The following is a 24,043-nucleotide window of genomic DNA, read 5'->3' on the forward strand; positions in this document are numbered from 1 at the left end:
ATATGGCAAAACTCGTCTTTAAACCAATCCAAATTGCCGACTTACAAGAAGAAGTTGAGATTCAACTTCCTGATAAGTACAAAAAATTTCATAAAACCGACGAACAAGAAGACTTCGAGATAGACCAAGAAGGGAATATCATTGAACAGTACCAAGGTCCATCGATTGAAGAAATCGAAGCGGAACTCCAAAGGTATCGCCAAGAAACTGAAGAACAAGTCCGTCAATTATTAGAAGACGCAAAAAAACAAGCCAAGTCCATTGAAGAAGAAGGTAGAACCAAAGCCTTCCAAATGGTTCAAGACTCCAAAGAAAAAATCAAACTAGAAGAAGACTCTGGCCGTGCCAAAGCGGAACAAATCTTAGATCGTGCTAAGATGGAAGTCGAACGTATGATCAAAGAAGCCGAAATGAAACAGGCTGAGATCGAACACGAAGCATACCAAAAAGGTTATGACGCTGGCCGTGAAGTTGGATTCAAAAAAGGCCAAGGGGAAGTGAGACGACTCATTGACCGATTAGGAACTATCATTGGTAAGGCGATCGACATCCGCGAAGAAATGATTGCGGCATCAGAAAAACAAATGGTCGAAATGATTCTTGTCATTGCAAGAAAAGTAATCAAAGACGAAATCATTGAGCGTAAAGAAATTGTACTCAATAATATCCGTGAAGCAATGAAACGAATTAAAGATCGTGACCGTATCGACATCCGTGTGAACTTTGCTGACTTGGAACTGACTACTGCTCACAAAGACGAACTCATCAAACTGATGGAATCACTCAGAAAAGTAAACATTTACGAAGATTCACGTGTAGATCGTGGTGGAGTGATCATCGAAACAGATGTGGGAGCAATCGACGCAAGGATTTCTACTCAGCTCAAAGAAATCGAAGAGGCAATTCGAAACGTAGAACCGATATGATTTCGAAAACCCGTATCTACCAACTCGTATTCGGGTTCTCATTCGTTCTTTTTCCAACTGTTTTTAGTTTGGCGGCGGAACCATGCGGAACCATGATCACTTCCTTCGAAAAACCGGTTGTTTTAAAAACTGACTGGTTATTTCGCAAAGGAGATAACTTAGATTGGAGAGATGAAACTGTAGAAGAATCTTTCTGGGTCAAACGTTCTGTTCCTGATTATGGAATTTCAAAAACAGAAAATCTAACAGGCTATCACTGGTATCGTTGTTCCTTTTTTTTACCAGACAATTACACAACCCCAGTGGAACCAATTGCCATCCAATTGGGTCGCATCCGAGACATCGATGAGTTTTATTTAAATGGAACTCTAATTGATAAAACAGGAACCGTTCTTCCCAAACTAGAAGTTGACTTTCAAAAAATTAGAATATACTCTCTGCCAACCCATCTTCTCAAACCGGGCCTCAACATTATGGCGATCCGTATCTATGCGGCAACAAACCTGAATGGACTGAAAGAAGCTCCGACAATCGCAAAAGAACGTCTGTTACGTGAAACTGTCTTTTCGAAAGAAGCGTTTGCCATGGTATGTGGTTATGTATTTATCTTTATGGGAATCTACTTTTTAGTAGGTTCCATTGTCCGCGGGAGAGCTGGTGAAAACTTTTTCTTTGCCTTATTTTCCATTTTCATGGGGATATATGTTTTAATCCGGACCCAACACAGAGATATTTTATTTGATAGTTTTACTTGGTCTTATGTTGCGGAACTATTAGTTCTCATTTGCCTTCCTGTATTTTTTATCAACTTTATGCACCAATATTTAAAAATGAAACGTAACATAGTTTTATTGGTGTATGAAGTATTTTTATTTGCATTATTCGTAATTACACTTTTTTTTAGAACTCCTAAAACTTGGATTTTGGTCATTGCACTTTTCAATTATGTTTTGCCAGTGGCAATGGGTCTTGTGATTTATTTGTTTGTAAAGAATGGAAAAGCAAACATAGCAAAGGTAAAATACATCCTCATCGGAATTGCATGTATATTACCTACAATTTTAATCGATAGTCTCTCGGCTTTAGAAATCATTTCTATGCCTGGAACTTTGTATTTAGGATTTTTGATCTTTTTGGTAATGATATCCATCCAACTTTCCAACGACATTGTTTTAGGATTAGAGAACTTTATCGAACAAGAAAAAGAACTCATCCAAATGGAAAGAGTCAAAACTGGTTTTTTAATTAATTTATCCTCTGAATTCAAATCGGGAATGGAAAAAATCAAAAAAGCCATCGACAATATCTCCACAAGTCACGGCAAAACTGCTTTAAAAGAACAAACAAAAGTTTCCCCAAAACAAGCTGCAAAAAAGAAAACTAAAAGCAAAACAGGATCAAAACAAGAAATTGATCCAATCAAACAGGCTGAAGACCATATTGCTTACATGAGTTATATGGTAGAAGAAGCAATGCTTCTCAGAAAATTAGAGGAAAAAACATACATTCCTTTTTATGAAACATTTTCAGTCACAGAATTAATTAGGAACTGCGTATCTAGCGTTGAAAACCATCTAGAACAATATAGAAAAACTACATCTATCGAAGTAAAACCAAATGATTTAGAGATATATTTTCCAAAGGAATTGTTATTTTGCATATTGAGAAACCTCGTAGAAAATGCATACCAATACACCGATCAAAAAACAGACATTAGTATTGAATTTTTCAATCGCGATGGTTACCACCAATTGATCGTTATGGATGAAGGTATGGGCCTTAGCCAATTGGAAATGGAAACCATATTTCAAAAATTTGTTCGCGGTTATCGCGATAAAAAAAATGAAATTCCCGGCGCAGGGATTGGTTTAACTCTCGTAGAAGCCACAACAAAATTTCTAAGTGGAACCGTAAGTTTAAAGTCAAGCGAAGGAATGGGAGCCAAATTCACAATTCGGATTCCGGAGAAACCTAAAAAATGAAATCTTCAATTTTATATAGAATTTTTATTCTAAGTTTCTTTTTATTTGTTTCAAACTGCGCACGTTTCACAGACGAAAACACCGTTGTACTAAGATTAGATGGTGATGATTGGGGAATTTATTTTAACGACAACCCCGATATCCTTAACAATGAATTTAACGCCAACAATTTAGATATCACAACTGTTCCTAGCAATTTCCGCAATATAAACAAAAGTTATCGCGGTTCCATTTGGGTTAGAAAAAACTTTGAAATCACAACAGAACAGCACCAAAAATCTTTAGCCCTACAACTTGGGAAAATCTACCAATCGGATGAAGTCTTTATTAATGGTGTTCTAATTGGTAAAAATAATTCCGCATTCGGAAAAGATCCGGATGAATTTGCTTTTGGCAGACCAAGAATTTATCCGATTCCCCATGACTTATTGTTAGAAGGTGAGAATGTTCTCATTGTAAAAATTAACTCTTCTCTTTCTACTTCAGCCGGAATCATTACTGGTCCAATTCGTATCGTTACCTATGAAGAAGCGCTAAATGGCAACTTATATGATTCGCTTGTAGAATTGATTTTTGTTGGATTTTATCTGTTTATAGCATTATTTTTCTTTATAAACTTCTTCAATCTTCGAGACAAAAAAGAATACCTTAGTTTCAGTATTCTAGCGCTAATTTTCTCCGGTTATGAGTTATCAAAAAACGAAGTTCGATTCTTTTTGATCAATCAATTTGCAATATTAAAATTTATTGAATATTCATTTCTTCTTATCCTTCCTTATGGATTTATTAAATTCATTCAAGATTTCTTTGAGCTTAAACCTTTCAAATACCAAAGATTATATCTGTTAACTCAGTTTTTCTTTATAGCAGTATTTGCAATCATCCATAATCCAGTATTTTGGTATAACTTCATCGGATATTGGGACATTCATTTACTCGCGGTGATTGGATATGCAATTTATGTTACTTTTTTAAAGTTCCGTGACCAAGCTCGGGGATCGACAATCCACTTACTTGCACTCATATATTTATTATATTCAATTCTAAAAGAAATTTTAATTGAGCGAGGTTATTTAAATTCACCATCCTCTCTTGAAACTAGTTTTTTAGTTTATCTAGTTCTCATGACATTGGCCCTGCGATTTCAATTTTTAATGATGAAACGCAAACTTCAAAACAGATATGAAAGACTAAAAGAAGCAGACTCTTTACGAGAAAAGATATTCTATTATATGGATGCGATGATTTCAGGTCCTCTGAAATCGATGAAAGAAAAACTAATTTCTTTCCGTGAATCTACGCAAAAAACCAAGGATAAAAACTTAGTAAAAGAAGTAATAGAGGTCCAATCATCCATTGACAACGTAATGGATGATATCATTGAACTTTCACGTTTGGAAGTTTTAAAGGAAGTTCCATTCAAAGAACAAGTCAATTTCATTTCGTTTATCAACGAAGTGATCCCAGAAGATGACATCACATATTCGATTAAAGTAAATCCAGAAACAGAAATTCATAACAGTTTAGATTTAATCAACTCAGTTGTTGTTAGGTTAGTAGACTTTCCTCCTTTCAAAGAATTCAATCATAATGATTTAATCATCACACAGGATTTAAAAGGGAATGTTCACTTCCGCTTTTTATTGTTTCATAGCAATCCAAAAGTTTCACAGAGATTATTTAGTGATTTGGTAGAAAACTATAATACTCTGACCCCCGTAAAAGTCAAATGGGCCATTATTCTTGAGATTGTTCGTTTGTTAGGTGCTAAAATTGATTTCAAAATCATCAAAAAGAAATATTTAAAAATCGATTTAGGTATTGCTGCAATCGTTCCTATCTCCGAATTACAACCAATCAAAGAATCAAAAACATCTACTCCTTCAACTTCAAATAAAACAGGAAAAGAAGATTGGAGAGTTACCTTAAAGCGGATTTGGAAATTTTTAAAAGAAACTGAAATAAAGATTCCAAACTTTAAAAAGAAAAAATAAAATCTAAAATTCATGATCATAAAGTATCTAACACAACCAAATCCAGAATCATTGAGGAAGGCCTTTGAAGGTTGTCAGGAACTTACATTCTCAAAAGATGAATTTTTATTTCATGGTGGCGATCCGGTTGCTTACATGGACCTACTCGTTTCCGGTGATCTTCAGGTATTCAAATACGATGGGAACATGAATGAGGTGACCTTAACATTCTTTCGTCCCGTAAGTATCATTGCCGAGTGGGCAGTCATCCAAGGCATTCCTTATCCTGCCTCCGGTAGATTCACAAAAAGTAGTACGATCTTAAGAATGCCTCTTTCAGAAGTACAAACACGCATTCACAAAAATATCGAATTAAACCATATTCTAATGCACTCATTGATGAATAAAATTGATACCTTAAATTTAGCAATCAATCGCGGACTTACGATGGATGCCATGCAAAGGGTGGCTCATTTTTTATTCTACGGGACTCCAGATTCTCTGGCATTAAAACAAACACAAATGGCTTCTCTTCTTTATTTAAGGCCGGAAACATTCTCAAGAATACTAAAACAATTAAAAGAACAAGGTCTTATCGATACCCAAAAAGGAGAAATTTCCATTATCGACAAAGAAGGACTATTGAAAATTTTAGCATAGTTCTTGATTTGAATCAATGAAATGATTCTAATTTCCATTAGGATCGAATCATGAAGATTTCTTTTTTTCAATGGAGTTTATGGAATACTGCCTTCCGACCTTTTTTTTGGTTTGGTTCGGTTTATGGCATTTTAGTGATCGGGATTTGGTTATTAATATTATCAAATGCGATAACAAATCCTATTCAAATTAATTCCATTCATTGGCATTCTTATGAAATGGTATTTGGATTTTCCAAAGCAATAGTCCTTGGATTTCTTTTTACGGCGGTCCAAAACTGGACAAACTCTAGTATCTTAAAAGGGAAAAATCTTTTTTTCCTCCTTCTCTTTTGGACTTTAGGAAGATTTTCGATGTATCCACTTGGGATAGTTTCTTATTTATCCTTCGGTTTGGACATCAGCTCCGATTTGATGGTCATTCTCCTTCTCTATCCAAAATTAATAGTTCCAACTCAAAAACACAACCGTCCCATTTTATATCACTACGGACTATTCACCGTATTTCATTTGTTAGCAGGTTTTTCTGCAAGATCGGTAATGGATTCAGAAAAGACCTTATTATATATTCATTTAAGTATTTTTGTAATTTTATTTCTCATTTTGATTATTGGAGGGCGAGTTGTTCCTTTCTTTTCCGGAGTTGTCATTCCTGGATATTCATTCAAACGAATGCCTAAATTAGAAACGGTTATCTTATATTTGCCGTTTGTATTTTATGTTTCTCTAATAATCCAAGGTTATTTAACCAATCATGAATCCATTCACATTGATATTACAAATATCAATTTTGGGAGTGTGATTCTCTTATTCACTTTTTTAGTTAGTTTTACTTTGTTTGTTACCAATCTCATCCGTTATGTTTCCTGGAAACCCTGGAGATCCTATAAAAAACCCATCCTTTGGATTTTGTATACTGGTTACTTCTGGGTTTGTTTAGGATTTTTATTGTATAGCCTTGTATCTTTGGGTTACTTTCCTGTTTCTTCCGCAGTGCATAGTTTGACTGTCGGCGGGATTGGTGTTTTTATCTATGGAATGATCACACGTGTGAGTTTAGGCCATACAGGAAGAAGCATTGTTGCATCACCACTTACAGTAGGTGCTTATATTCTATTAAATTTTGCGGTAGTTGTTAGAGTATTTTTCCCTTTAATCGGGAAATACAATCTGGCCTATCATCTTTCAGGAATTTCTTGGATCCTTGTTTTTGTTTTGTTTATTTTCCAATATACAAAGATATTGTTTAGCCCAAGACCAGACGGAAAGCCATCTTAAACGTTTGGATTACACCCTTATGGCTCTTCGAAAAAACTCTTGGAGAGAATCGAGGAGCCTTTCTGGGTGGAACAACATTTGGTAACTAGCATTTCTCATCATCGCGGGAATCGTTGGCTTTTCTTCGGTTCCGATTGCTAACGTATACACTTGAACTCCATTTAACAAACATTCACCGACTGCTTTATTGACATCCTCAATTCCATATTTTCCTTCATATTTGTCATAATCATTAGGACGTGCATCTGTGATGAGGATGATCCATTTTTGTTTATAAGATGTATCTTTTAAAATAGAATTCACATGTCGTAACGATGGCCCCACCCGAGTGTATCCAATGGGAGAAAGCGAACCCAAACGATCACGTGCGCTCATCCACGGTTCTGAAAGCTGTTTTAAATGGATCAGCTGATTAAAATTACGAGTCCTAGAATAAAAACCAGCGATTCCAAACGGGATTTTTAAATCCTCCAAACATTCAGAAAATAAAAGTAAACTTTCTCTTTCTACATCTAATACTCTTTTTTCTTGGATCCAAGAGTCAGTAGATAAACTCAAATCAACTAAAAAATACAAAGCCATATCGGATACATCCCGAATCGGATTCATATAAATTGATTCCGACGGACTGATTTTCGCTTTGATATCTGCATAACGATCCACAAGCGCATCCAAATCAATATCATCTCCCGATACCAATCGTTTTTTGATTCTTGTTTGGTTCAAAAGGGCCATCATTTTCTTTTTTAATTGAGTCAAAGTAGAATATTGCTTTTCTAATACGTGTTTGGTGTAAGTAACGTCCTTTTGATTTGGAAATTCTTCAATAACGTTACAATAGTTTGGTTTATAGTTTTTTAATTTATAATCCCACTCAGGATAGGTAAAACGATTTCCCAAATAAATTTCATCTAAAATTTCAAGTGTTGTTCCAACTCCTGACTCACTACTTCGAGTGGTATGCACTGGATCTTCTGTGCGAATGATATGTTTTAAGTTTAGCTCTTGTAGTGCTTCCTCTTCCTCCATATCTTCTTCTCCATCAATATCACGCCATTGCCCATCAAACTCTTCTACCGTTTCGATTTTTTCAAAATTGTGACCTAATGTATATTCCTCTATTTTTTTCTCATCCACTTCCAAAACTTCGGCATCAATTGGATCTAATTTTTGTTTTGATTCTTTTGACTTAATTTTTTGTTTATCAGTCTTTGATATAAAATCTTTTCCTGTGGGAAACTCATGTTTCAAATCGGAAACAGAGGAAGATGTTTGGATCAAAATTGAAGAGATTTTTTTGTATTGTGTTGGATCTTTTTTTCGAATCTCAAACCTTTCTTTTTTAATATCTTTCCAGTCACCACGAATACCTGGGAATACTTTTAGAAACTTTCGGAACTGATAAAAAAAATTTTCTTTTTTTAGGGATGTTTCTTCCTTTATCTTTAGATCATTCTCACTCTTTCTTTTTTTCAGCTCTTTGTCATTCGAAAGAAAGGAAAGATAGGCAAGGTAGATACGAACAAATTTTTTAGAACTGGATTCAGATAAAAACCAATGTACTTCTTCGGGAAATTTTAAATAATTTTGGCCAAGCGAAATCAACTCACCGCCAAGTATCAAAGTGGTAGGTTCTTTTTTTAAGGTTTGTAAATAACGGAGGATTCGAACTTCCTCTAAAGCCATTTGATACGCATAATATGGATTTGGTGGAGTTAGTTTTTTACGAATTTTTTTCCAAAGTTTATGACCTTGGTAGAAGACAAATTGATCCCATTCCAAATGTATATCCTAAAAAATCAGATCAAAACTATCTTGCAATGCAGCAACCGTATCCAAATCGTCAGAGAGTGGTAAAATGATTGCAGTCCTTCCTGCTAAGCGCGCCGGTAGGCCCTTTGCCATTAATTTGGCACAAGAAACAAGTAATCTTGTCGAAACCGTTTCCGCCAAACCTAACTCTGATTTGTTTCTCACCAAACCTGCAAATTGGACTAGCTTTTTCGATATGGAATCGCTAATCCCCGTTTCTCCCACGATAATTTTTTCTTCGACAGAAGCTTTCGGATAAGGAAAGTCCAGACCAAGAAATCGTTGTTTGGTGGAAGGTTTTAATTCTTTAAATCCTCTTTGGTATCCTGGATTGTAGGATGCAACGAGTAAAAAGTCAGGATGAGCTTGGATCTCTTCATTTTTTCTTTCTAAAAATAAAGTACGACGATGGTCAGTTAAAGAGTGAATGGTTACAAGAGTGTCTGGTCTTGCTTCTGCGACCTCATCTAAATAGACAATGGCTCCTTCCTTGACTCCTGTTGTCAAAGGCCCATCCATCCAAATGGTATCCGCCCCTTTCACTAAAAATCTTCCGACTAAATCAACAGAAGATGTTTCATCGTTACAAAGTATCGTTATGAGTCTACGGCCTAATGTATGAGCCATGTACTCCAAAAATCGAGACTTACCAGAGCCTGTAGGACCTTTCAACAAAAGCGGCAGAGAATTCTCTGCCGCCATTTGAAAGATTTCTATTTCCTTACCGATTGGTTCGTAATAGGGTGCTTTCTTCGTTAACATAGATTATTCGAGATCACCTGCATTTTTTCCTACAGCTTCATCGGATGGAAGACCATGTCGAATGAAATCCACAATAAAGTAAGTGATCCCAACTGTAAACAGGGTGGCCGCAAGTAACATCCCAATAAAATGGAATATAATTTCTTTTTGAACCACAAGGAAGTCCATACCCAATTTACGTTCCAGATACACTTGTGTGATTCCGGCAACAGCGAGTGCTCCCGTCATTCCTAACATTCCGATATTCGAAGCCCAAAATGCAAGATATCCTGACATTCCAGTAAACAACTTTCTTCCAGTTAGATTTGGCATTGCGTAGGAAATCACAGCTAACACTAACATGGCGTAGGCCCCCCAGAAGGCAAGGTGTCCATGCATGGCAGTGATGAGTGTTCCGTGAGTCCATTGGTTAACCGCAGGCCAAGTGTGAGCAAACCCAAGAAATCCTGCTCCAATGAAAGACATCATCGCACTCCCCAAAGTCCAATAGAGAGCAATTTTGTTAGGATGATTTTTTCCTTTTTTGCGATACATATTGAGTGCCCAAATCGCCATCCCGAGAAAAGCCAATGGTTCTAAAGCGGAAAATATTCCACCGACCATAAGCCAATACTTAGGAGTTCCGATCCAATAGTAGTGGTGACCGGTCCCAAGAATTCCCGAAAGAAAAGTTAAACCCACAACAACATAGAGCCATTTTTCAATGACTTCTCTGTCCACTCCAGTCAGTTTGATGAGTAAAAAGGCAAGGATACCACCCATGATGAGTTCCCAAACTCCTTCCACCCAAAGATGCACTACCCACCAACGAAAGTAGGAATCGAGTGTTTGGTTGTCAAAGTAGATCATACCTGGTAAATAAAGTAGAGCCGCACATAACAAACCAAAGAAGAGAACCAGTTGAGTTGTACTTCTTTTTTTAGCTTCCCAGATGGTCATAGCGATGTTAAACAAAAATGTTAAAACATTCACAACTACCAAATAGTCGAGAGGCCTTGGAATTTCTAAGAACTTACGACCTTCCCACCAATTGAAGTGAAATCCAATGATGGCAATCACACCCACAACAACCCAAGAAAGAAGTTGGATGTAAGCAAGTTTTACACTATACAACTCTCTATCAGATTCTTCAGGAATGATATAATAAGCAGCTCCCATAAAGCCAGTTAACAACCATACAACGAGTAAATTTGTATGTGTTGCACGAGCGGTATTAAATGGAATAAAGTCATGTAATCCATCAAACCCGATACGAGCAAAACCCATAATAAAGCCATAAACGATTTGTAAAGATAAGAGTAACATACAAGTTGCAAAGAACCAATATGCGACCTTTTGTGATTGGAATCTCATTGTTTCTCCTTATTTCAACGCCGAAAGATAAGTAACGATGTCTTTTCTTTCAGGATCAGTTAACGGCAACTTTGGCATATTTGTTCCCGGTTTGATGGCTTGTGGATCTGATAACCAACGATTGAGATAATCAGAATCAAACTTGGAACCTACATGATCAAGTGCGGGTCCAACATTTCCACCCTTACCACCTACTGCGTGACAAGCGACACAGAGTTGAGAAAACTTTTCAGGTTGAGCCATGACAACTGCATTTGATTTTGCCTGTGGAACTTGTGGAGTGGCAATGGAATCGATTGGGATATTTGGTTTTGGAGGCCATCCATTGGCATCAATTTTACCAACCCAATCAAGAAAGGCAATGATTTGCCCCTTTTCTTCCTTATTGAAGCCGTATTTGATCATCTTACGTTCTCCAGGAAACATCGCCTGTGGATCGTCTAAAAATACATCGATCCAAGTAGCTCCCCTTCTTTCGACGACCTTTGTTAAATCGGGAGCGTAATAAGCTCCTTCACCTAACAATGTATGGCATCCCATACAATTGTTTTTTTCCCAAATTTCCTTTCCTTTCAAAACATCCGCTGTCATGTTTTGCGCATTGGTTCGGAAATCGTTTTGTCGCAAGGTATCCACAGTGAGAAACACAAAGATAGCACTGAACAAAAAGGTGCCTCCCAAAAAGAACGCCCTGGCTTGCGATTTTGATAGCATCCTTGCCTCCTAATTTCAATTTTTTGAATTGTAGGTGCAGATTTTAGTTTTCGCATTGATTTATATCAAGTACGAATTTGAATTTTTCTAATAACATAATGATTGAATCCAGGAACAGTGGTTAATTGATAATCAGAATCAATTAAAGTGACGATGAACTGCGTTCAAGTTCAATAGGAAGATACAATTTGTCCGAAGATTAAAGAAATCCCCAAAATCTTTTACTAGAAGGTCAAAGGACTTAAATATAAGTAAAATCAAAACTATTGAATATTCAATGATGCAGATGTTATAAAAGAACAATGGAGGATTCGATGCACGAAAACAAAATAGAAACAAACCAATCCTTATGGTACCCACCTGGTGGAATCCTGATTTGGATGATTATCCTTGTCGAAGTACTTACGTTTTGTTTAGGAATTGGTTCCCTAGTATATGATAAGTCAAAAGATCTTACTGCATTTACTGATATGCAGTCACATTTAAACAAATCTTTTGCATTTTGGAATACTGTATTTTTACTCACCAGCGGGTTTTGTATCGCAACGGCAGTACATTACAAAACCAAAAACAATCCAAAGTTTTTTACAATCTTGTTATTAACATCTATCGTTTTTGGATTTGCGTTTCTTTTTCTTAAATTCTATGAGTTCCGAGAAAAATGGTTATTAGGATATGGTCTTGAAACAAGCCAGTTTTTTAGTTATTATTGGTTACTCACAGGGTTTCATTACCTCCATGTCGTTGTGGGAGTCATCATTCTATGGATCATATACTTGAGTCGAAAAACAATCTCCTTTGATAACTTAGAAGCCGGTGCTGTGTTTTGGCATATGTGCGATTTGATTTGGTTATTATTATATCCGGCGTTGTATTTAATCCAATAAGAGGTTTATGATGAAATTAATTCTACTTACATATTTAGTTCTTTTGGGTATTGTATATTATTCTTTTTTTGGGATGGGATCCGTGTTACCAGGAACTTGGAATCTGATTCATTTAAGTGCGATCAAGTTTCTCTTGATTTGTTTTGTATTTATGAATTTGAAAGTGGCACACCCATTTTGGAAGGTGGCCTTTCCGGTTCTTATTGGAATTTATTCTGCTAGTATGTTGTTACTGACTTAAAAATGATCCCAGATAGGAAAGGAATGTGGTTTTTGCGGAATATTTCCTGGCCGATTTAAAATCACAACATCCATTCCTATCGTATGAGCAGCTTCCGCTTCTTCTACGATATCGGTAAAAAATCGAATTTGGTCTGGGGAAGACTTTAGTTCCCGAGCGATGTTTTCATAACTCGCCTTTTCTCTTTTCCCACCAACTGCTGTGTCAAAATAAGATTCAAAATAATTTCGAAGATCACCTAACTCTGAATATTGATAAATCAAAATTTGTGCTTCCACAGATCCTGAAGAATACACATGATTTTGGATTCCAGATTCTTTTGCTTTTTTTAAAAATCCAGGTACATCAGGATAAACCGTACTTTTGATTTCACCTGATTCATATCCCTCTTTCCAGATTTTACCTTGGATTTCTTTCAATGGACCAAATTTCCGATCTTTCTCAATTAAATATTCAAAGTAAGAGGGAATAAGATCCGTAGAAAAAACAATCGGTTCCAGTTTTGTAAAAGAATCCGATTTGGAAAATCGATATAAAAAACTTTCCTCACGAAGATTCATATCCTTTTCAAATTCTGATTGGATTTCCTGCAACCGGGCTTCCGAAAATTGGAAGTCCTTTAGGAAACGAGTGATGTGTTTTTTAGCATAAGGAAAAAGGATCTGATGGACAAAAGCAATTGGTGCTGTTGTCCCTTCAATATCGAGTAAGTTGTGTTTGATATCCATCTAGCCTAAATAATATAAAAGTCAAACATTGGAAACATTTTGTTTCATCAACTGAAGCATTCTATTTTCATCTTTTTCATAATTAAACAAAATAAGGAACCATGCCAAGGCACAAGGAATCCAAAAAAGAATCGATATCGATAGAGCAAGTCCACGATCAGGAGTTAATCCTAAAATCACAGCAGACATCACAGGCCCTAGCCCTTTTCCTAAATCATCAGTTAAGTTATAGATAGAAAAAATAGCACTTCTTGATTTTGGTTCGTTTACATTGAGTAAGACCGCACGTACGTTAGGTCCTGTAATCGAAATCATAATCCCTGTAAAAATATTAAGTGCAATGAAAAGGCCCATATAGGGAACGATATCAAATGAATAAAGAAGTAAGATCGCAGGGAATACACCAAAAAAAGTAGTCCCGATACAAAGCCACGGTTGGTATATTTTTTTGATATTATATAAAATTTGTCCAAGCACTCCACCAAAGAAAGTTCCAATAAAAATTCCTACAGCCGCAAAGGTAATCATACCTGCGGAAATTTCTTTGGAAAGATGGTATGTGTGTTCGTAATAATCTGCTAAATAAACAAAGAACACTCCCCAAGGAATACAACCAGGGAGGCCTTGCAAAAAGGCACCTAAGTTGGTTTTACTTTCAAAAAGTAATTTAAAATCTTTGAGACTAATTTTATGAGATAATTCGTCACCGGAAATACCTTCCGCTCCACCACGTTTTGGTTCTTTACAAAAGAACAAATAAATGGCAGCAAAAATAAAAGAAGGAGCAGACATATAAATAAAGGAAGCACGCCAGCCGTTGATAGGATCAGCACCACCTAAAATTCCACCTAGCAACTGCCCTACTCCGACACCAAGTCCCATCGCCAAAGACACGTAACCCGTTGCAATGGCTCTAGACTGGCTAGAAAAATAATCTCCAATCAAACTAAAGAGGAGCGGGAAAATTCCACCTAGACCAAATCCACATAACGTTCGCAATACTAAGAACTGATCATAAGTTTCTACATATGCTGTTAAAAAACATGGAATTTCACCAAGTAAGACAGTGGCAAGGAGTAGGTTCTTTCGTGAAAATTTTTGCGAAAGGTAACCCATAGACAAGGATACAACTCCACCCAAAATAAAAAACAAAACGGGGATAATACCACCTAACTTCCAATCCACTTCATTTGGATCAGTGATTCCCAAGGAAGCGCCTATATTTTTCATATTGGGCGCAATTAGGTTTTGGTCACCAAACAAAAAGAAGGCCATTCCTAGGATGACCCAAAATGCTAAAATTCCCCTTGCCCCATGATCTGCAAGTTCGGCGAGGCCAAAAAATCGCAGATAGGTTGTTTCTCGTTTTGTTTGTTTTTGGTTCATGGATTGTTTTTCCTTTCTCTTTGTTTTCGATAGACAAAAATAAATGAGAGCGTAAATAAAAATCCAAGAAACCCTACCACTGCAAAAAGGGAAAGATCCCAACTGGTAAGAATAGATCCATTCCAGATTTCGGGATTTGGATTATTAGAAATTGTCGGAAGTGGTTTTCCACCAGAGAAAGTAAACTCAACTGTGGTTCCAAAATCCAAAGAACTCAAAACATAAGCACTAAGGCCTGGAGGGACGTCTTTGTCTAGTTTGGTGACGGGAGTTTTTTCTCCGGTTTTGATTTCCATGTCTTGTGGTTTGACAAAGATAGGAAACTTTCCATTTTCCGATTCAATTAACATTCGTTCGCTGAAAGTATCTTGATTGTTAGGAATAAAATAGGAAATTTGCATTTCCGATACACCGGGAAGAATGGCACGGTCCAGTAACCTTCCTCCATTCGGACCTTCTGGGATTCCTAATGGAATGGCCATCTTACTTCCTGGTTGTTGGATTTGAGCCAAAATTTCTGTTGCTTCCGCTGCTACAGAATATTCCAAAGGGGACGACTTTGAATCATATGATTTGGGAGGTTTACTCGAATTATCGATCAAAAATAACTTAAAAACACGGAGACCTTTTTTCTCTCGCATAACCTGCATTAAACTTTTTATAGCAACCTGATTCCGACTGGCCCCCGTGTCATAAACCAAGACCTCTTGCGGAGATGTACGAAACTTGGTTGTTGGCGGAATCATTTTATTATAATTTACGCCTTGGTATTGGATTTGTAAAAGAATGGGTGCTCCTTCCGGCAATTCCGTTTCAGGAAAACGAAATTTACCCGACTGGGGACCAATGTCTGCTAAAGGAACCATAGCTCCTTGTAAAGCAAGCATTCGAATGGAATCAGCTTTGCCTGGTCCACCCGTGGTTCCATTTTGTAACGTTCCAAAAATGGAAAGTTTTTCCGCATAACTTGCGCTTGAGAGAAAAAAGAGAATCAATACTAGAAAAAGATGGCTTCGAAACATTTTGATACTTTTTCTCTTTCTTTCGATTCCAATCCAAGTGAAAAAACGGAAGTTTTTAAAAATTTAGAGGCGACAATAGAGGGTACTGGACATAATGTTTTAGATAGGAAAGGAAAGCCCGGCTACATGAAGCAATTGAGCGAAATCGTTCACAATTCCTCAAAAGATGAGAGGGATATACTACTGGAATACCAAAATATCGATGTTTCTAAGCTGGAAACTCTGAATGTTTTGGGAATTCCCATCGATAATGTCACTACAGACGAAGCCATAGCCAAACTCTTTCGCGTGCTTGAGAAAAAAGAAGGCATGCACCATGTATTATTTTTAGATCCCATCAAACTCATGAGGATGCGCCCGAAAAAGTCCCTCCACCGCATCGCGGAAAAAGCCGGAACCATTTTGGTAGAAGGTGCAGGAATTGGTTGGATGACTTCGGGAAGGTTAAAAGAACGAGTCACACCGATTGCTGTCATGATGGATCTCATTCGTTTGGCCGAACTCAAAGAATTCACAGCATTCATCTTTGGGGCCAAAGACGAAATTGTAGAACGAATTTATTTTAACCTCACAAGGCATTTTCCAAAAGTTCGGATCGTGGGAAGGCACGCAGGCCACCTTGATCGCCAAAGAGAAATGCGAGTCAAAGAAGCCATTCGTAAAACGGGCCCGGATATCATTTTTCTTGCGATGGATTTCCCAGACCAAGAAATTTGGATCGAAAACAACACTGGGTATTTTGGTAAAGCAGTTGTGATTGGTGTAGGTGGCGCCTTAGATATGTTATCTGGTGCTGACAAAAAAGCACCAGAGTGGTTTAAGGAAAGAGGACTCATTTGGCTTTGGAGGATCATCGCGAGACCGTACCGAATCCAAAGGATGTGGGAAACTTTCTATTTCTTTTTACTCGGGATCCGCGAACGGTTCCGTAAACATTAAATCAAAACACAAATTAACTTGTAATCAATCTTGGAGGATAGAATGTATCTGTCCTCCGATTGTCTCACCTCTTTCTAATTTATCACAATCTACTTTTTAATTTGATCTAATCTGTCGAGAGTTGGTGCCAACCAATCCTCGAGCAGTGGTTCGCGGTCCAGTTTAGCACGGGCGAACACCAAATCTTTATTCGAATTTGCAATTTCACTCACAGAACCAATCTTTCTTGCTGTTTCCATTGCTTTCCAATAGTATTTGAGGGCATTGATGGTATCTTGTTTTTTCTCATACACTGCCCCAATATTATTGTAAAGGGCCGTCAGAGTTTCATATACTTCTCTGTGGTCTGAGTTTTCTGTATCAATTCGACCCAAACTTTGTTCTTTGAGTTCAAAATCATCCTTTAACTTCAGATAGTTGCCAAGAGCCGCATTGTACTGTCTTGTATAGTAAAATGCATTTCCTTTTCCAAAGAGTAAGGTTGCATTATTATAAATATCTTCTTCTGGTAGTTCGGCCCAAAAATCCAAACTTTGCGCAAAGTCCCCATGATTGTAATCAATCCAACCCAAATAATAATAACATTCTCTGACAATTTTTGGATCTTTAGAAATATCTCGATCTAGGGCTGCAAGGAAAGATTCACGAGCCATAAAAAGTCCGTTTCTTCTTTCTTTTTCTTCATAAGATAAAGTGCCAATACTACGTTCTGGATAGATTTTTTTTCCAGGAAACTCTCGTATATTGTCTGTTACATTAATGCCAGCAGCTTCCAAAAATTGTATTTTCCCTAAGTTAAAGGAAATCCTTCCAGGGCTTCCTTCGAGTAAGGTTTCATCCTCATCTCTTTCCCCAAGTCGGTCTTTATAATTTTGGTAACGATCATCGGCTTCCCTGAGAAGTTTTACCGCTTCATCATAATTTTCTGTTTGGATATAGTATTCTGCCATCAACAGAACTGCTAAGTAATGGCGAATGTCATAAGTAGATGCAAGTTCCAATTGTTTGAGGGCACGTGCTGCCTCTTCTTTTTTGAAATAGAATCTGGCACGTTGGTAATATCCTTCTGCAAATTTGGATCCACCCTCTTTGCCATAAGCAATGTTTAAGAGGTATTCCACGTTATCATCAATTTCCATCCCAGTGACTTGGTCTTCTGGGTTGATATTGTATTTGATTCGAACTTCTTCCGAATCCAAATCAATGTAAAAGGAAGCAAGTTTTGCCAAAACAAAGAGAGAGAGTTCATCTTCAATGTTGAGTGCGTTCCGAACTTGTCTATGATGGTTTAAAACATACTGCGGATTTTTATCACGTTTCCACATTTCAATGTATGTTGATAAAATTCCACCATGCCCAATGGCATTTTTCGGATACTTTTCAATGATATCGTTATAGTATTTAACTGCCGTTCCAAACTCTTGTTTGTTATAAAAAATCTTTGCTATCCCTGCAATGGCATCTACATTATCAGGATCTCCACCATCGGTAAACACTCGTTTGAAATATTCAATGGCAAGGTGGTCGTTTTTGTATTTTTTGCGATTACTGCCTGGAGGAACTTCGATAAAATCTTTTCTATGGAAAGAGTGAAACGTTCCTAACGCAATGTATGTATCAATATCATGGACATTGTATTTGAGACGAGAGGCAATATAAGCACCTGCTTTTAAAACTTTTCTTGGAACTTTGTCTTGTGAAGTTAAGTAAAAAGTTAGTTCTGGTAAGGGTCTACGTCCTGCCGTTTCTACACCAGCATCGTTCCATTCTGTTTTTTTCGCAAAACTAATATTTGGTACTTCTTTTCTATTTTCCCATGCTCTTTTGTGTTCCTTATCTTCCGGTTCATAACCAAAATCAGGTTCCACTTTCCCAAAACATTTTTCAAATGCTCTTTCATACTGACCAGCTTTGGTATAAGCAATACAGTATTTATTCAAAAACTCTAAGTTATGTGGGAAAATCTCTTCCCCTTTGATAAAATAATTTTCAGCATCAGCGAGAAGTTTTTTCTTTTCTAAAGCATCAGTTTCATAACTGAATTCTTCAATTTTTTCAAGACCAAGTGCATACTGAGCTTTGGCACGATACGGAACAATCACATACTTCCAAAGAGTGACAATTCCAAAGACAAGAAATACGGCAGCGGCAGAAGAAAGAATGGTCCTACGAACTAACTCTCGTTTGCGGGCAGCCCCTTCTTTGGTGTAAGCATCACGACTGGCAATGATCGGAACACCATCGGCTGCAAACTTTCCAGTAGAATCGCTAAGTTCGACTCGTTCACCCAGAAGTCCACTTAGGTAACTAGCAATGTCTTCTGGTTTTTGTTGTGCCTTAATGAGTTCAATGATTTCTTTTTGATTACGAACCGGAATCCTTTGGTTCACAATCGTATCAATGATGGTTCGTCTGAGTTTCGGCGGGTAACGAAGTAATTCCGCTTGGATGACTGCTAGTTCTTCATCGGTAAGATTGGCTTCGAGAGATTCTTCTGGTTCTTCTTCTTTGCCAAGAGACATGAGGTCTTCCTCAAATCCCCCTGGCCCATCAGAACCAAAGTCGTCCATCGTGGAGACAGGCATATCATCAATGGATGGTGCCAAATCATCAAAAGAAGGAGCTCCTAAATCATCATCCAGACTTGGTGGTTCCATTCCCACACCCAAGTCTCCAAATGGATCATCAAACCCACCACCCATGTCAGCAGGTTCATTGTCCCTGGACGGAGTAGATGGACTGTCATCTCCACCCAAATTAGTAAAAGGATCATCGCCAAAACTTTCAGTGGCTTGGGGTGTCGAACCCATATCCGCAAAGGGATCATCGCCGAAAGAAGTATCACCGCCACCACTAGGAGTGGAAAGATCACCAAACGGATCATCGGCGGAACCGGCATCAGGACTAGGACTGTCCTCTCCACCTAAACTAGCAAACGGGTCATCACCAAAACTTTCAGTGGTTTGGGGTGTGGAACCCATATCCGCAAAGGGATCATCTCCACCAGCGGATGGAGTCTCAGCATCTGCCCCAAAATCAAAATCATCACCCGCAGGAGTGGTTTCTTCCGATCCAGAATCAAAACCAGCAAACAGATCTTCGTCGGTCGTCTGTGGACTTTCTTCTCCGCCTAAATTGGCAAAGGGGTCATCACCAATGACAGGGGCCGGTTTGTCCTCAATGGGAGCTTCATCAATCGAATCTAAATTAGCAAAAGGATCATCATCACCAAAACTTTCCGTTTGGCCTGGGGTTGAGCCCATATCTGCAAAGGGATCTGCTTCTTCGGTTTGGCCCGCATCGGAAGCAAATGGATCTGTATCGTCTGGCGTGGATGGCGGTGTATCAAAATCAAAATCGTCTGTTGCTGTTGGTGGTTCGGCAGGTGTGGGTTTAGGACCGTCTTCACCTAATAGTTCATCTAAATCAATTCCATCGTCTTCTTCCGCTTCACGATTGGGGAGTTTCGGAGGACCAAAGTCATCGTCCTCATCGAGGCCAGAAAATGGGTCTCCTGATTCGGAATCCCCTGCCCCTTCGTTATCAAAATCATCAAAGGCGGATCCAGAATCTTCCTCAGATTCCGGTTCTGGCTCGGAAGGTGCAATAGGATTTGTGTATCCTAGTTTCTCACGCAAAACCTTCGCCATCGGATTCAATTCTTCCGATGAAAGCGGATTTTTATTGAGAGCCGAAAACATCGTCTCGATTTGTTTGATTTCTTCCGGACTCAATTTGTCTATCGGCTCAGCCATTTGAAGGTCTATTCCTAATGAATTATCGGCCCCTTCTGAAAATGACAGAATATTTTTTTTATTATGTCAGATGGTTCCCTTGGAAAAAAACCTTTCACTCTCTTTTTTCATTTCTGCCGAAAATTATCTAAAAGGACCCCTTACGAACACGACCATGATGAAATTCAAATCCATCCGTATCGCCATCATTTTACTCTTTTTTACCGGAATCGGAATCTTTGCTGAGGATGGAATGGATTGGATTGGAAGTTTTTCCGCAGGGGAACTTGAGATGTCAGATGAAACAGAGGACCAAAATACAGTGTATTACCTCTGGCAACTGGAGAGTCTCAAAAAAAATATCGCTCCACGTTACATTCGTTATCTCGATGTGGAATCTTATGTATCCTCAGGAAAACTCATTCACCGTGGGATTCTTTTTACCTACAACGGTTTACGAGATGAATCAGTAGAAATCTGCGGAAGTTTTAACAATTGGGAATGTTCCGATATGAAACGAAACCAATACGGAATTTATTATACGGTGATCGAACCTACCCAAATCACAGATACCTATGAAGAAGACCCAGTTTATGAATATAAATTTCGGGTGAATGGTCTTCTCACTTACGATCCTGAAAATTTTGATAAATTGGAAGATGGATCTGGTTCTTATTACTCGCGATTTGTTTTGGAAGGAAAAGATACAGACCGCCAAACCAAAACGATGGTTTTAGAAGATTCAGCAAACGAAGAACGTGACTTACGAACCGTCAAATTTCAAATTTACTTACCCGATGCGGAAGTCGTGCGAGTGGTCGGTAATTTTAATGATTGGAACCCAGAAAATGATTTTTTAAAGAAAGACAGGAAAGGTGTCTTTACTCTCGAAAAAAAATTATTACCGGGTGAATACCACTACCAATTCATTGTGGATGGGGAGTATATGTTGGATACTTACAATCCGGCTACGAATATCAAAGTGGATACAAATGAATCCGTTTCTTCGCTTCTTGTTCCAGAACGAAACTATGCCTTAGAACGTAAGATGTAAATTGTTGATGGAACCAAATCGAAACTTGACGGATTGTTTAATGGATAGATATTTATTCTTTCGATTCAGAAAATACGAGTTTTGATTTTTAACTTACTGTTCTAACGTAGCTGTCATGGAACCTTTCGATGTTCCCATCCTAGGGTCGGGACCATAGTTTAAGATTCGTTCGTGGACAAATTCTGCATGTTCCAACTCGCCAAAAAAGACGATGGTTTTTTTTCTCGTATCCACTTCGACTGCATGTTGGAAGGCCTTTTCCCAAGGCATTTGACAAACATCCATTAACATTTCGATCACATACTCGTATGTGTGAAAGTCATCATCCCAAAGGACAACCTTCCAAGGCCCATCACTCAGACGGGGCTTTCGTTCAGTTTCTTCTAATATGGAAGGTTGGGATGCTCCCATGTTGGTCATAACCCAACCATAACCTTATTTTTTCTTTTTGGAAATAGCGATTTCTGCGTGGGAAACTACATCTTTTGCACGGAGACCGAAGTAATCGAGTAAACCACTCCATGTTCCTGACTTTCCAAAACTATCTTTCATTCCCACTTTGATCACAGGAACAGGATATTCTTCAGAAAGAAGTTCCGAAACAGCAGAACCAAGTCCACCCACCACATTGTGTTCTTCACAAGTGACGATGGCACCACATTCTTTTGCTTTGGCGATGATGGCATCTTTGTCCAAAGGTTTGATGGTTGCCATATTGAGAAGGCTTGCATGAATTCCTTTTTCTTTGAGTAGTCCCACAGCTGTCATGGCTTCGTTCACCATCACACCGTTGGCAATGATACAAACATCTTTTCCTTCGGAGATCACTTCGGCTTTTCCAATTTGGAATTTGTAGTTTTCTCTTTCGATGACGGGAATGGCTGGTCGGCCAACCCTTACATAAACAGGACCTTTGTAATCGGCAATGGCGTGGATGACTTGTTTTGTTTCGTTAAAATCAGAAGGGCAAATCACGGTCATTTCAGGAATGACACGCATAATCGCAAAATCTTCGATACATTGGTGAGAGGCACCGTCTTCTCCCACAGTGATTCCACCATGAGAAGCCACAAGTTTTACGTTTAACTTTGGATAAACGACACTATTTCGAACCACTTCCCAAGCTCTACCAGATAAAAACATGGCAAAACTGGAGGCAAAAGGTACAAACCCAGAAAGGGCAAGACCTGCCGCATGACCAACTAAGTTTTGTTCAGCGACACCCACGTTAAAAAAACGTTCAGGATACTTTTTTTTGAAATCTGCAGTTTTAGTGGAACCAGAAAGATCCGCATCTAAAACTACGATATCTTGTCTAGATGCACCTAACTCAACTAAGGCTTCGCCGTAGGCATCTCTTGTTGCTTTTTTATCTGCTGTGGATTGGCTAGGTGCTCCCATACTTATCCTTTTTTTAAAGCTTCTGCTTTATCAGTTTTTTCCCAAGTAAATGTATTACCTGTTCTACCAAAGTGACCATAAGCCGCAGTTTCTTGGTATTTTCTTCCTTTTCCAAGAAGATCCAAACCATCCACGATTCCTTTTGGAGTGAGTTTGAAATTTGCCAAAACTCGTTTTGCAATTTCTTCATCAGAAATGGTTCCTGTTCCAAATGTATCCACAAGGACAGATACTGGTTCAGCAACACCAATCGCGTAAGCAAGTTGTACTTCACATTTATGAGCAAGTCCTGCTGCCACAACGTTTTTCGCAATATAACGGCCAATATATGCTGCAGAACGGTCTACTTTTGATGGATCTTTTCCAGAGAATGCTCCACCACCGTGACGACCCATTCCACCGTAAGTGTCTACAATGATCTTACGTCCAGTAAGACCTGTATCACCATGTGGCCCACCAATTTCAAATTTTCCAGTAGGGTTAATAAAATAACGAGTGTTTGCAAGAAGTTCTTTTGGAATCATTTTTTTGATACATTCTTCAATCACAGCTTCTTCGATTTGTTTATGAGTCACACCTGGTTTGTGTTGAGTGGAGATCACAACAGTATCAACTTTCTTTGGTTTTCCATCTTCGTATTGGATGGTGACTTGTGATTTTGCATCAGGACGTAACCAGTCGATTTTTCCAGTGTGGCGAAGTTCTGATAAATGCTCTAAAAGTTTGTGTGAGTAGTAAAGAGGAGCAGGCATAAGCTCTGGAGTTTCTGCAATCGCAAAACCAAACATGAGACCTTGGTCCCCAGCACCTTGTTCTGTATGAAGTCCCTCTCCTTCGTTTACCCCTTGGGCAATGTCTGGAGACTGAGCATGTACGTGAGAAGCAACAACAGCAAAGTCTGCATCAAAGTACATATTGATATCGTTATAACCGATTTTACGGATCACGTCACGGGCCACTTCTTGAGTGTCCACTTTTCCTTTACTGGTGATTTCGCCGGCGATGACAACGAGATTTGTTGTCACAAGAGTTTCACAAGCAACACGGGATTTTGGATCTTGGGCTAAATACGCATCGAGAATGGCATCGGAAATTTGGTCGCAGACTTTGTCTGGGTGTCCTTCAGATACGGACTCGGAAGTGAAGATATAGTTTTTGAGAGATGACATTTTTTTACCTTACTTGGTTAAAA

Annotated in this window: 20 protein-coding genes; 9 read left to right on the top strand and 11 right to left on the bottom strand. The window is 38.3% G+C overall.

Translation table 11 applies throughout. The features are described from left to right. Positions 1-2 precede the first annotated feature (2 nt). From fliH to EHQ47_RS14160, 5 genes are read left to right on the top strand one after another with little or no spacing between them, the layout of a single operon-like run. Positions 3-926 (top strand): flagellar assembly protein FliH, encoded by a 924-nt coding sequence (gene fliH / locus EHQ47_RS14140; RefSeq protein WP_100744106.1) that lies wholly within the window; start codon positions 3-5, stop codon positions 924-926. Further along, entirely contained in the window at positions 923-2,908 is a 1,986-nt protein-coding gene (locus tag EHQ47_RS14145) for a sensor histidine kinase (RefSeq protein WP_135749739.1), read from the top strand. Before fliH ends, EHQ47_RS14145 begins: the two co-directional genes overlap by 4 nt. Then, the gene (locus EHQ47_RS14150) at positions 2,905-4,902 is read left to right on the top strand and encodes a 7TM-DISM domain-containing protein (RefSeq protein ID WP_135777419.1); all 1,998 of its coding nucleotides are present in this window, start codon (positions 2,905-2,907) and stop codon (positions 4,900-4,902) included. Before EHQ47_RS14145 ends, EHQ47_RS14150 begins: the two co-directional genes overlap by 4 nt. A gap of 12 nt (positions 4,903-4,914) precedes the next feature. Further along, positions 4,915-5,541, top strand: coding sequence for a Crp/Fnr family transcriptional regulator (locus tag EHQ47_RS14155; protein WP_135694568.1), 627 nt, complete (start codon positions 4,915-4,917; stop codon positions 5,539-5,541). 50 nt (positions 5,542-5,591) lie between these two features. Beyond that, positions 5,592-6,818, top strand: coding sequence for an NnrS family protein (locus EHQ47_RS14160; RefSeq protein ID WP_135747727.1), 1,227 nt, complete (start codon positions 5,592-5,594; stop codon positions 6,816-6,818). 9 nt (positions 6,819-6,827) lie between these two features. Here EHQ47_RS14160 and EHQ47_RS14165 read toward each other — a convergent pair whose 3' ends face one another. The 4 genes from EHQ47_RS14165 to EHQ47_RS14180 are packed head-to-tail and all read right to left on the bottom strand — an operon-like array spanning position 6,828 to position 11,459. Next, complete coding sequence (locus EHQ47_RS14165) at positions 6,828-8,600, bottom strand: nitric oxide reductase activation protein NorD (RefSeq protein ID WP_135747728.1); 1,773 nt, start codon at positions 8,598-8,600, stop codon at positions 6,828-6,830. Positions 8,601-8,609: 9 nt separating this feature from the next. After that, the gene (locus tag EHQ47_RS14170; RefSeq protein ID WP_135747729.1) at positions 8,610-9,392 is read right to left on the bottom strand and encodes a CbbQ/NirQ/NorQ/GpvN family protein; all 783 of its coding nucleotides are present in this window, start codon (positions 9,390-9,392) and stop codon (positions 8,610-8,612) included. A gap of 3 nt (positions 9,393-9,395) precedes the next feature. Further along, complete coding sequence (locus EHQ47_RS14175) at positions 9,396-10,745, bottom strand: cbb3-type cytochrome c oxidase subunit I (protein ID WP_135747730.1); 1,350 nt, start codon at positions 10,743-10,745, stop codon at positions 9,396-9,398. 9 nt (positions 10,746-10,754) lie between these two features. Beyond that, complete coding sequence (locus EHQ47_RS14180) at positions 10,755-11,459, bottom strand: c-type cytochrome (protein ID WP_135747731.1); 705 nt, start codon at positions 11,457-11,459, stop codon at positions 10,755-10,757. Between the two features lie 314 nt (positions 11,460-11,773). Here EHQ47_RS14180 and EHQ47_RS14185 point away from each other — a divergent pair, with 314 nt between their 5' ends. Continuing rightward, positions 11,774-12,346 carry a cytochrome c oxidase subunit 3 gene (locus EHQ47_RS14185; protein ID WP_135747732.1) on the top strand — a complete coding sequence of 191 codons (573 nt, stop codon included), beginning with the start codon at positions 11,774-11,776 and terminating at the stop codon, positions 12,344-12,346. 10 nt (positions 12,347-12,356) lie between these two features. After that, positions 12,357-12,587, top strand: a complete 231-nt coding sequence (locus EHQ47_RS14190) for a prokaryotic cytochrome C oxidase subunit IV (RefSeq protein ID WP_135747733.1) — start codon at positions 12,357-12,359, stop codon at positions 12,585-12,587. Here EHQ47_RS14190 and mtnC read toward each other — a convergent pair. The 3 genes from mtnC to EHQ47_RS14205 are packed head-to-tail and all read right to left on the bottom strand — an operon-like array spanning position 12,584 to position 15,723. Beyond that, positions 12,584-13,315 carry an acireductone synthase gene (gene mtnC, locus EHQ47_RS14195; protein ID WP_135747734.1) on the bottom strand — a complete coding sequence of 244 codons (732 nt, stop codon included), beginning with the start codon at positions 13,313-13,315 and terminating at the stop codon, positions 12,584-12,586. The genes EHQ47_RS14190 and mtnC overlap by 4 nt on opposite strands. Positions 13,316-13,336: 21 nt before the next feature. After that, positions 13,337-14,701: an MFS transporter gene (locus EHQ47_RS14200; RefSeq protein WP_135747735.1), complete on the bottom strand. Its 1,365-nt coding sequence runs from the start codon at positions 14,699-14,701 to the stop codon at positions 13,337-13,339. Beyond that, entirely contained in the window at positions 14,698-15,723 is a 1,026-nt protein-coding gene (locus EHQ47_RS14205) for a hypothetical protein (protein WP_135747736.1), read from the bottom strand. The genes EHQ47_RS14200 and EHQ47_RS14205 overlap by 4 nt, the downstream gene beginning before the upstream one ends. Before the next feature lie 126 nt (positions 15,724-15,849). Here EHQ47_RS14205 and EHQ47_RS14210 point away from each other — a divergent pair, with 126 nt between their 5' ends. Then, positions 15,850-16,662 carry a WecB/TagA/CpsF family glycosyltransferase gene (locus EHQ47_RS14210; RefSeq protein WP_035983331.1) on the top strand — a complete coding sequence of 271 codons (813 nt, stop codon included), beginning with the start codon at positions 15,850-15,852 and terminating at the stop codon, positions 16,660-16,662. Positions 16,663-16,751: 89 nt separating this feature from the next. On the opposite strand, the gene EHQ47_RS14215 is transcribed toward EHQ47_RS14210, so the two are convergent. Beyond that, positions 16,752-20,417, bottom strand: coding sequence for a hypothetical protein (locus EHQ47_RS14215; RefSeq protein ID WP_135777420.1), 3,666 nt, complete (start codon positions 20,415-20,417; stop codon positions 16,752-16,754). A 157-nt stretch (positions 20,418-20,574) separates the two neighbouring features. Between EHQ47_RS14215 and EHQ47_RS14220 the strand changes: the two genes are divergently transcribed. Then, on the top strand, positions 20,575-21,450 hold the full coding sequence (locus EHQ47_RS14220) for an early set domain-containing protein (RefSeq protein WP_135694666.1): 876 nt from the start codon (positions 20,575-20,577) through the stop codon (positions 21,448-21,450). Between the two features lie 93 nt (positions 21,451-21,543). Here the strand turns inward: EHQ47_RS14220 and EHQ47_RS14225 are convergent, their stop codons facing one another. Genes EHQ47_RS14225 through metK form a run of 3 tightly spaced genes read right to left on the bottom strand, consistent with a single transcriptional unit; the run spans position 21,544 to position 24,020 of the window. Continuing rightward, positions 21,544-21,870: an ATP-dependent Clp protease adaptor ClpS gene (locus EHQ47_RS14225; protein WP_135694557.1), complete on the bottom strand. Its 327-nt coding sequence runs from the start codon at positions 21,868-21,870 to the stop codon at positions 21,544-21,546. 15 nt (positions 21,871-21,885) lie between these two features. After that, positions 21,886-22,851, bottom strand: a complete 966-nt coding sequence (locus EHQ47_RS14230) for a transketolase family protein (RefSeq protein WP_135747739.1) — start codon at positions 22,849-22,851, stop codon at positions 21,886-21,888. Positions 22,852-22,853: 2 nt separating this feature from the next. After that, on the bottom strand, positions 22,854-24,020 hold the full coding sequence (gene metK, locus EHQ47_RS14235) for a methionine adenosyltransferase (RefSeq protein WP_135747740.1): 1,167 nt from the start codon (positions 24,018-24,020) through the stop codon (positions 22,854-22,856). Positions 24,021-24,043: the final 23 nt, after the last annotated feature.

It is taken from the genome of Leptospira bourretii (assembly GCF_004770145.1).
Classification (GTDB): Bacteria; Spirochaetota; Leptospiria; order Leptospirales; family Leptospiraceae; genus Leptospira_A; species Leptospira_A bourretii.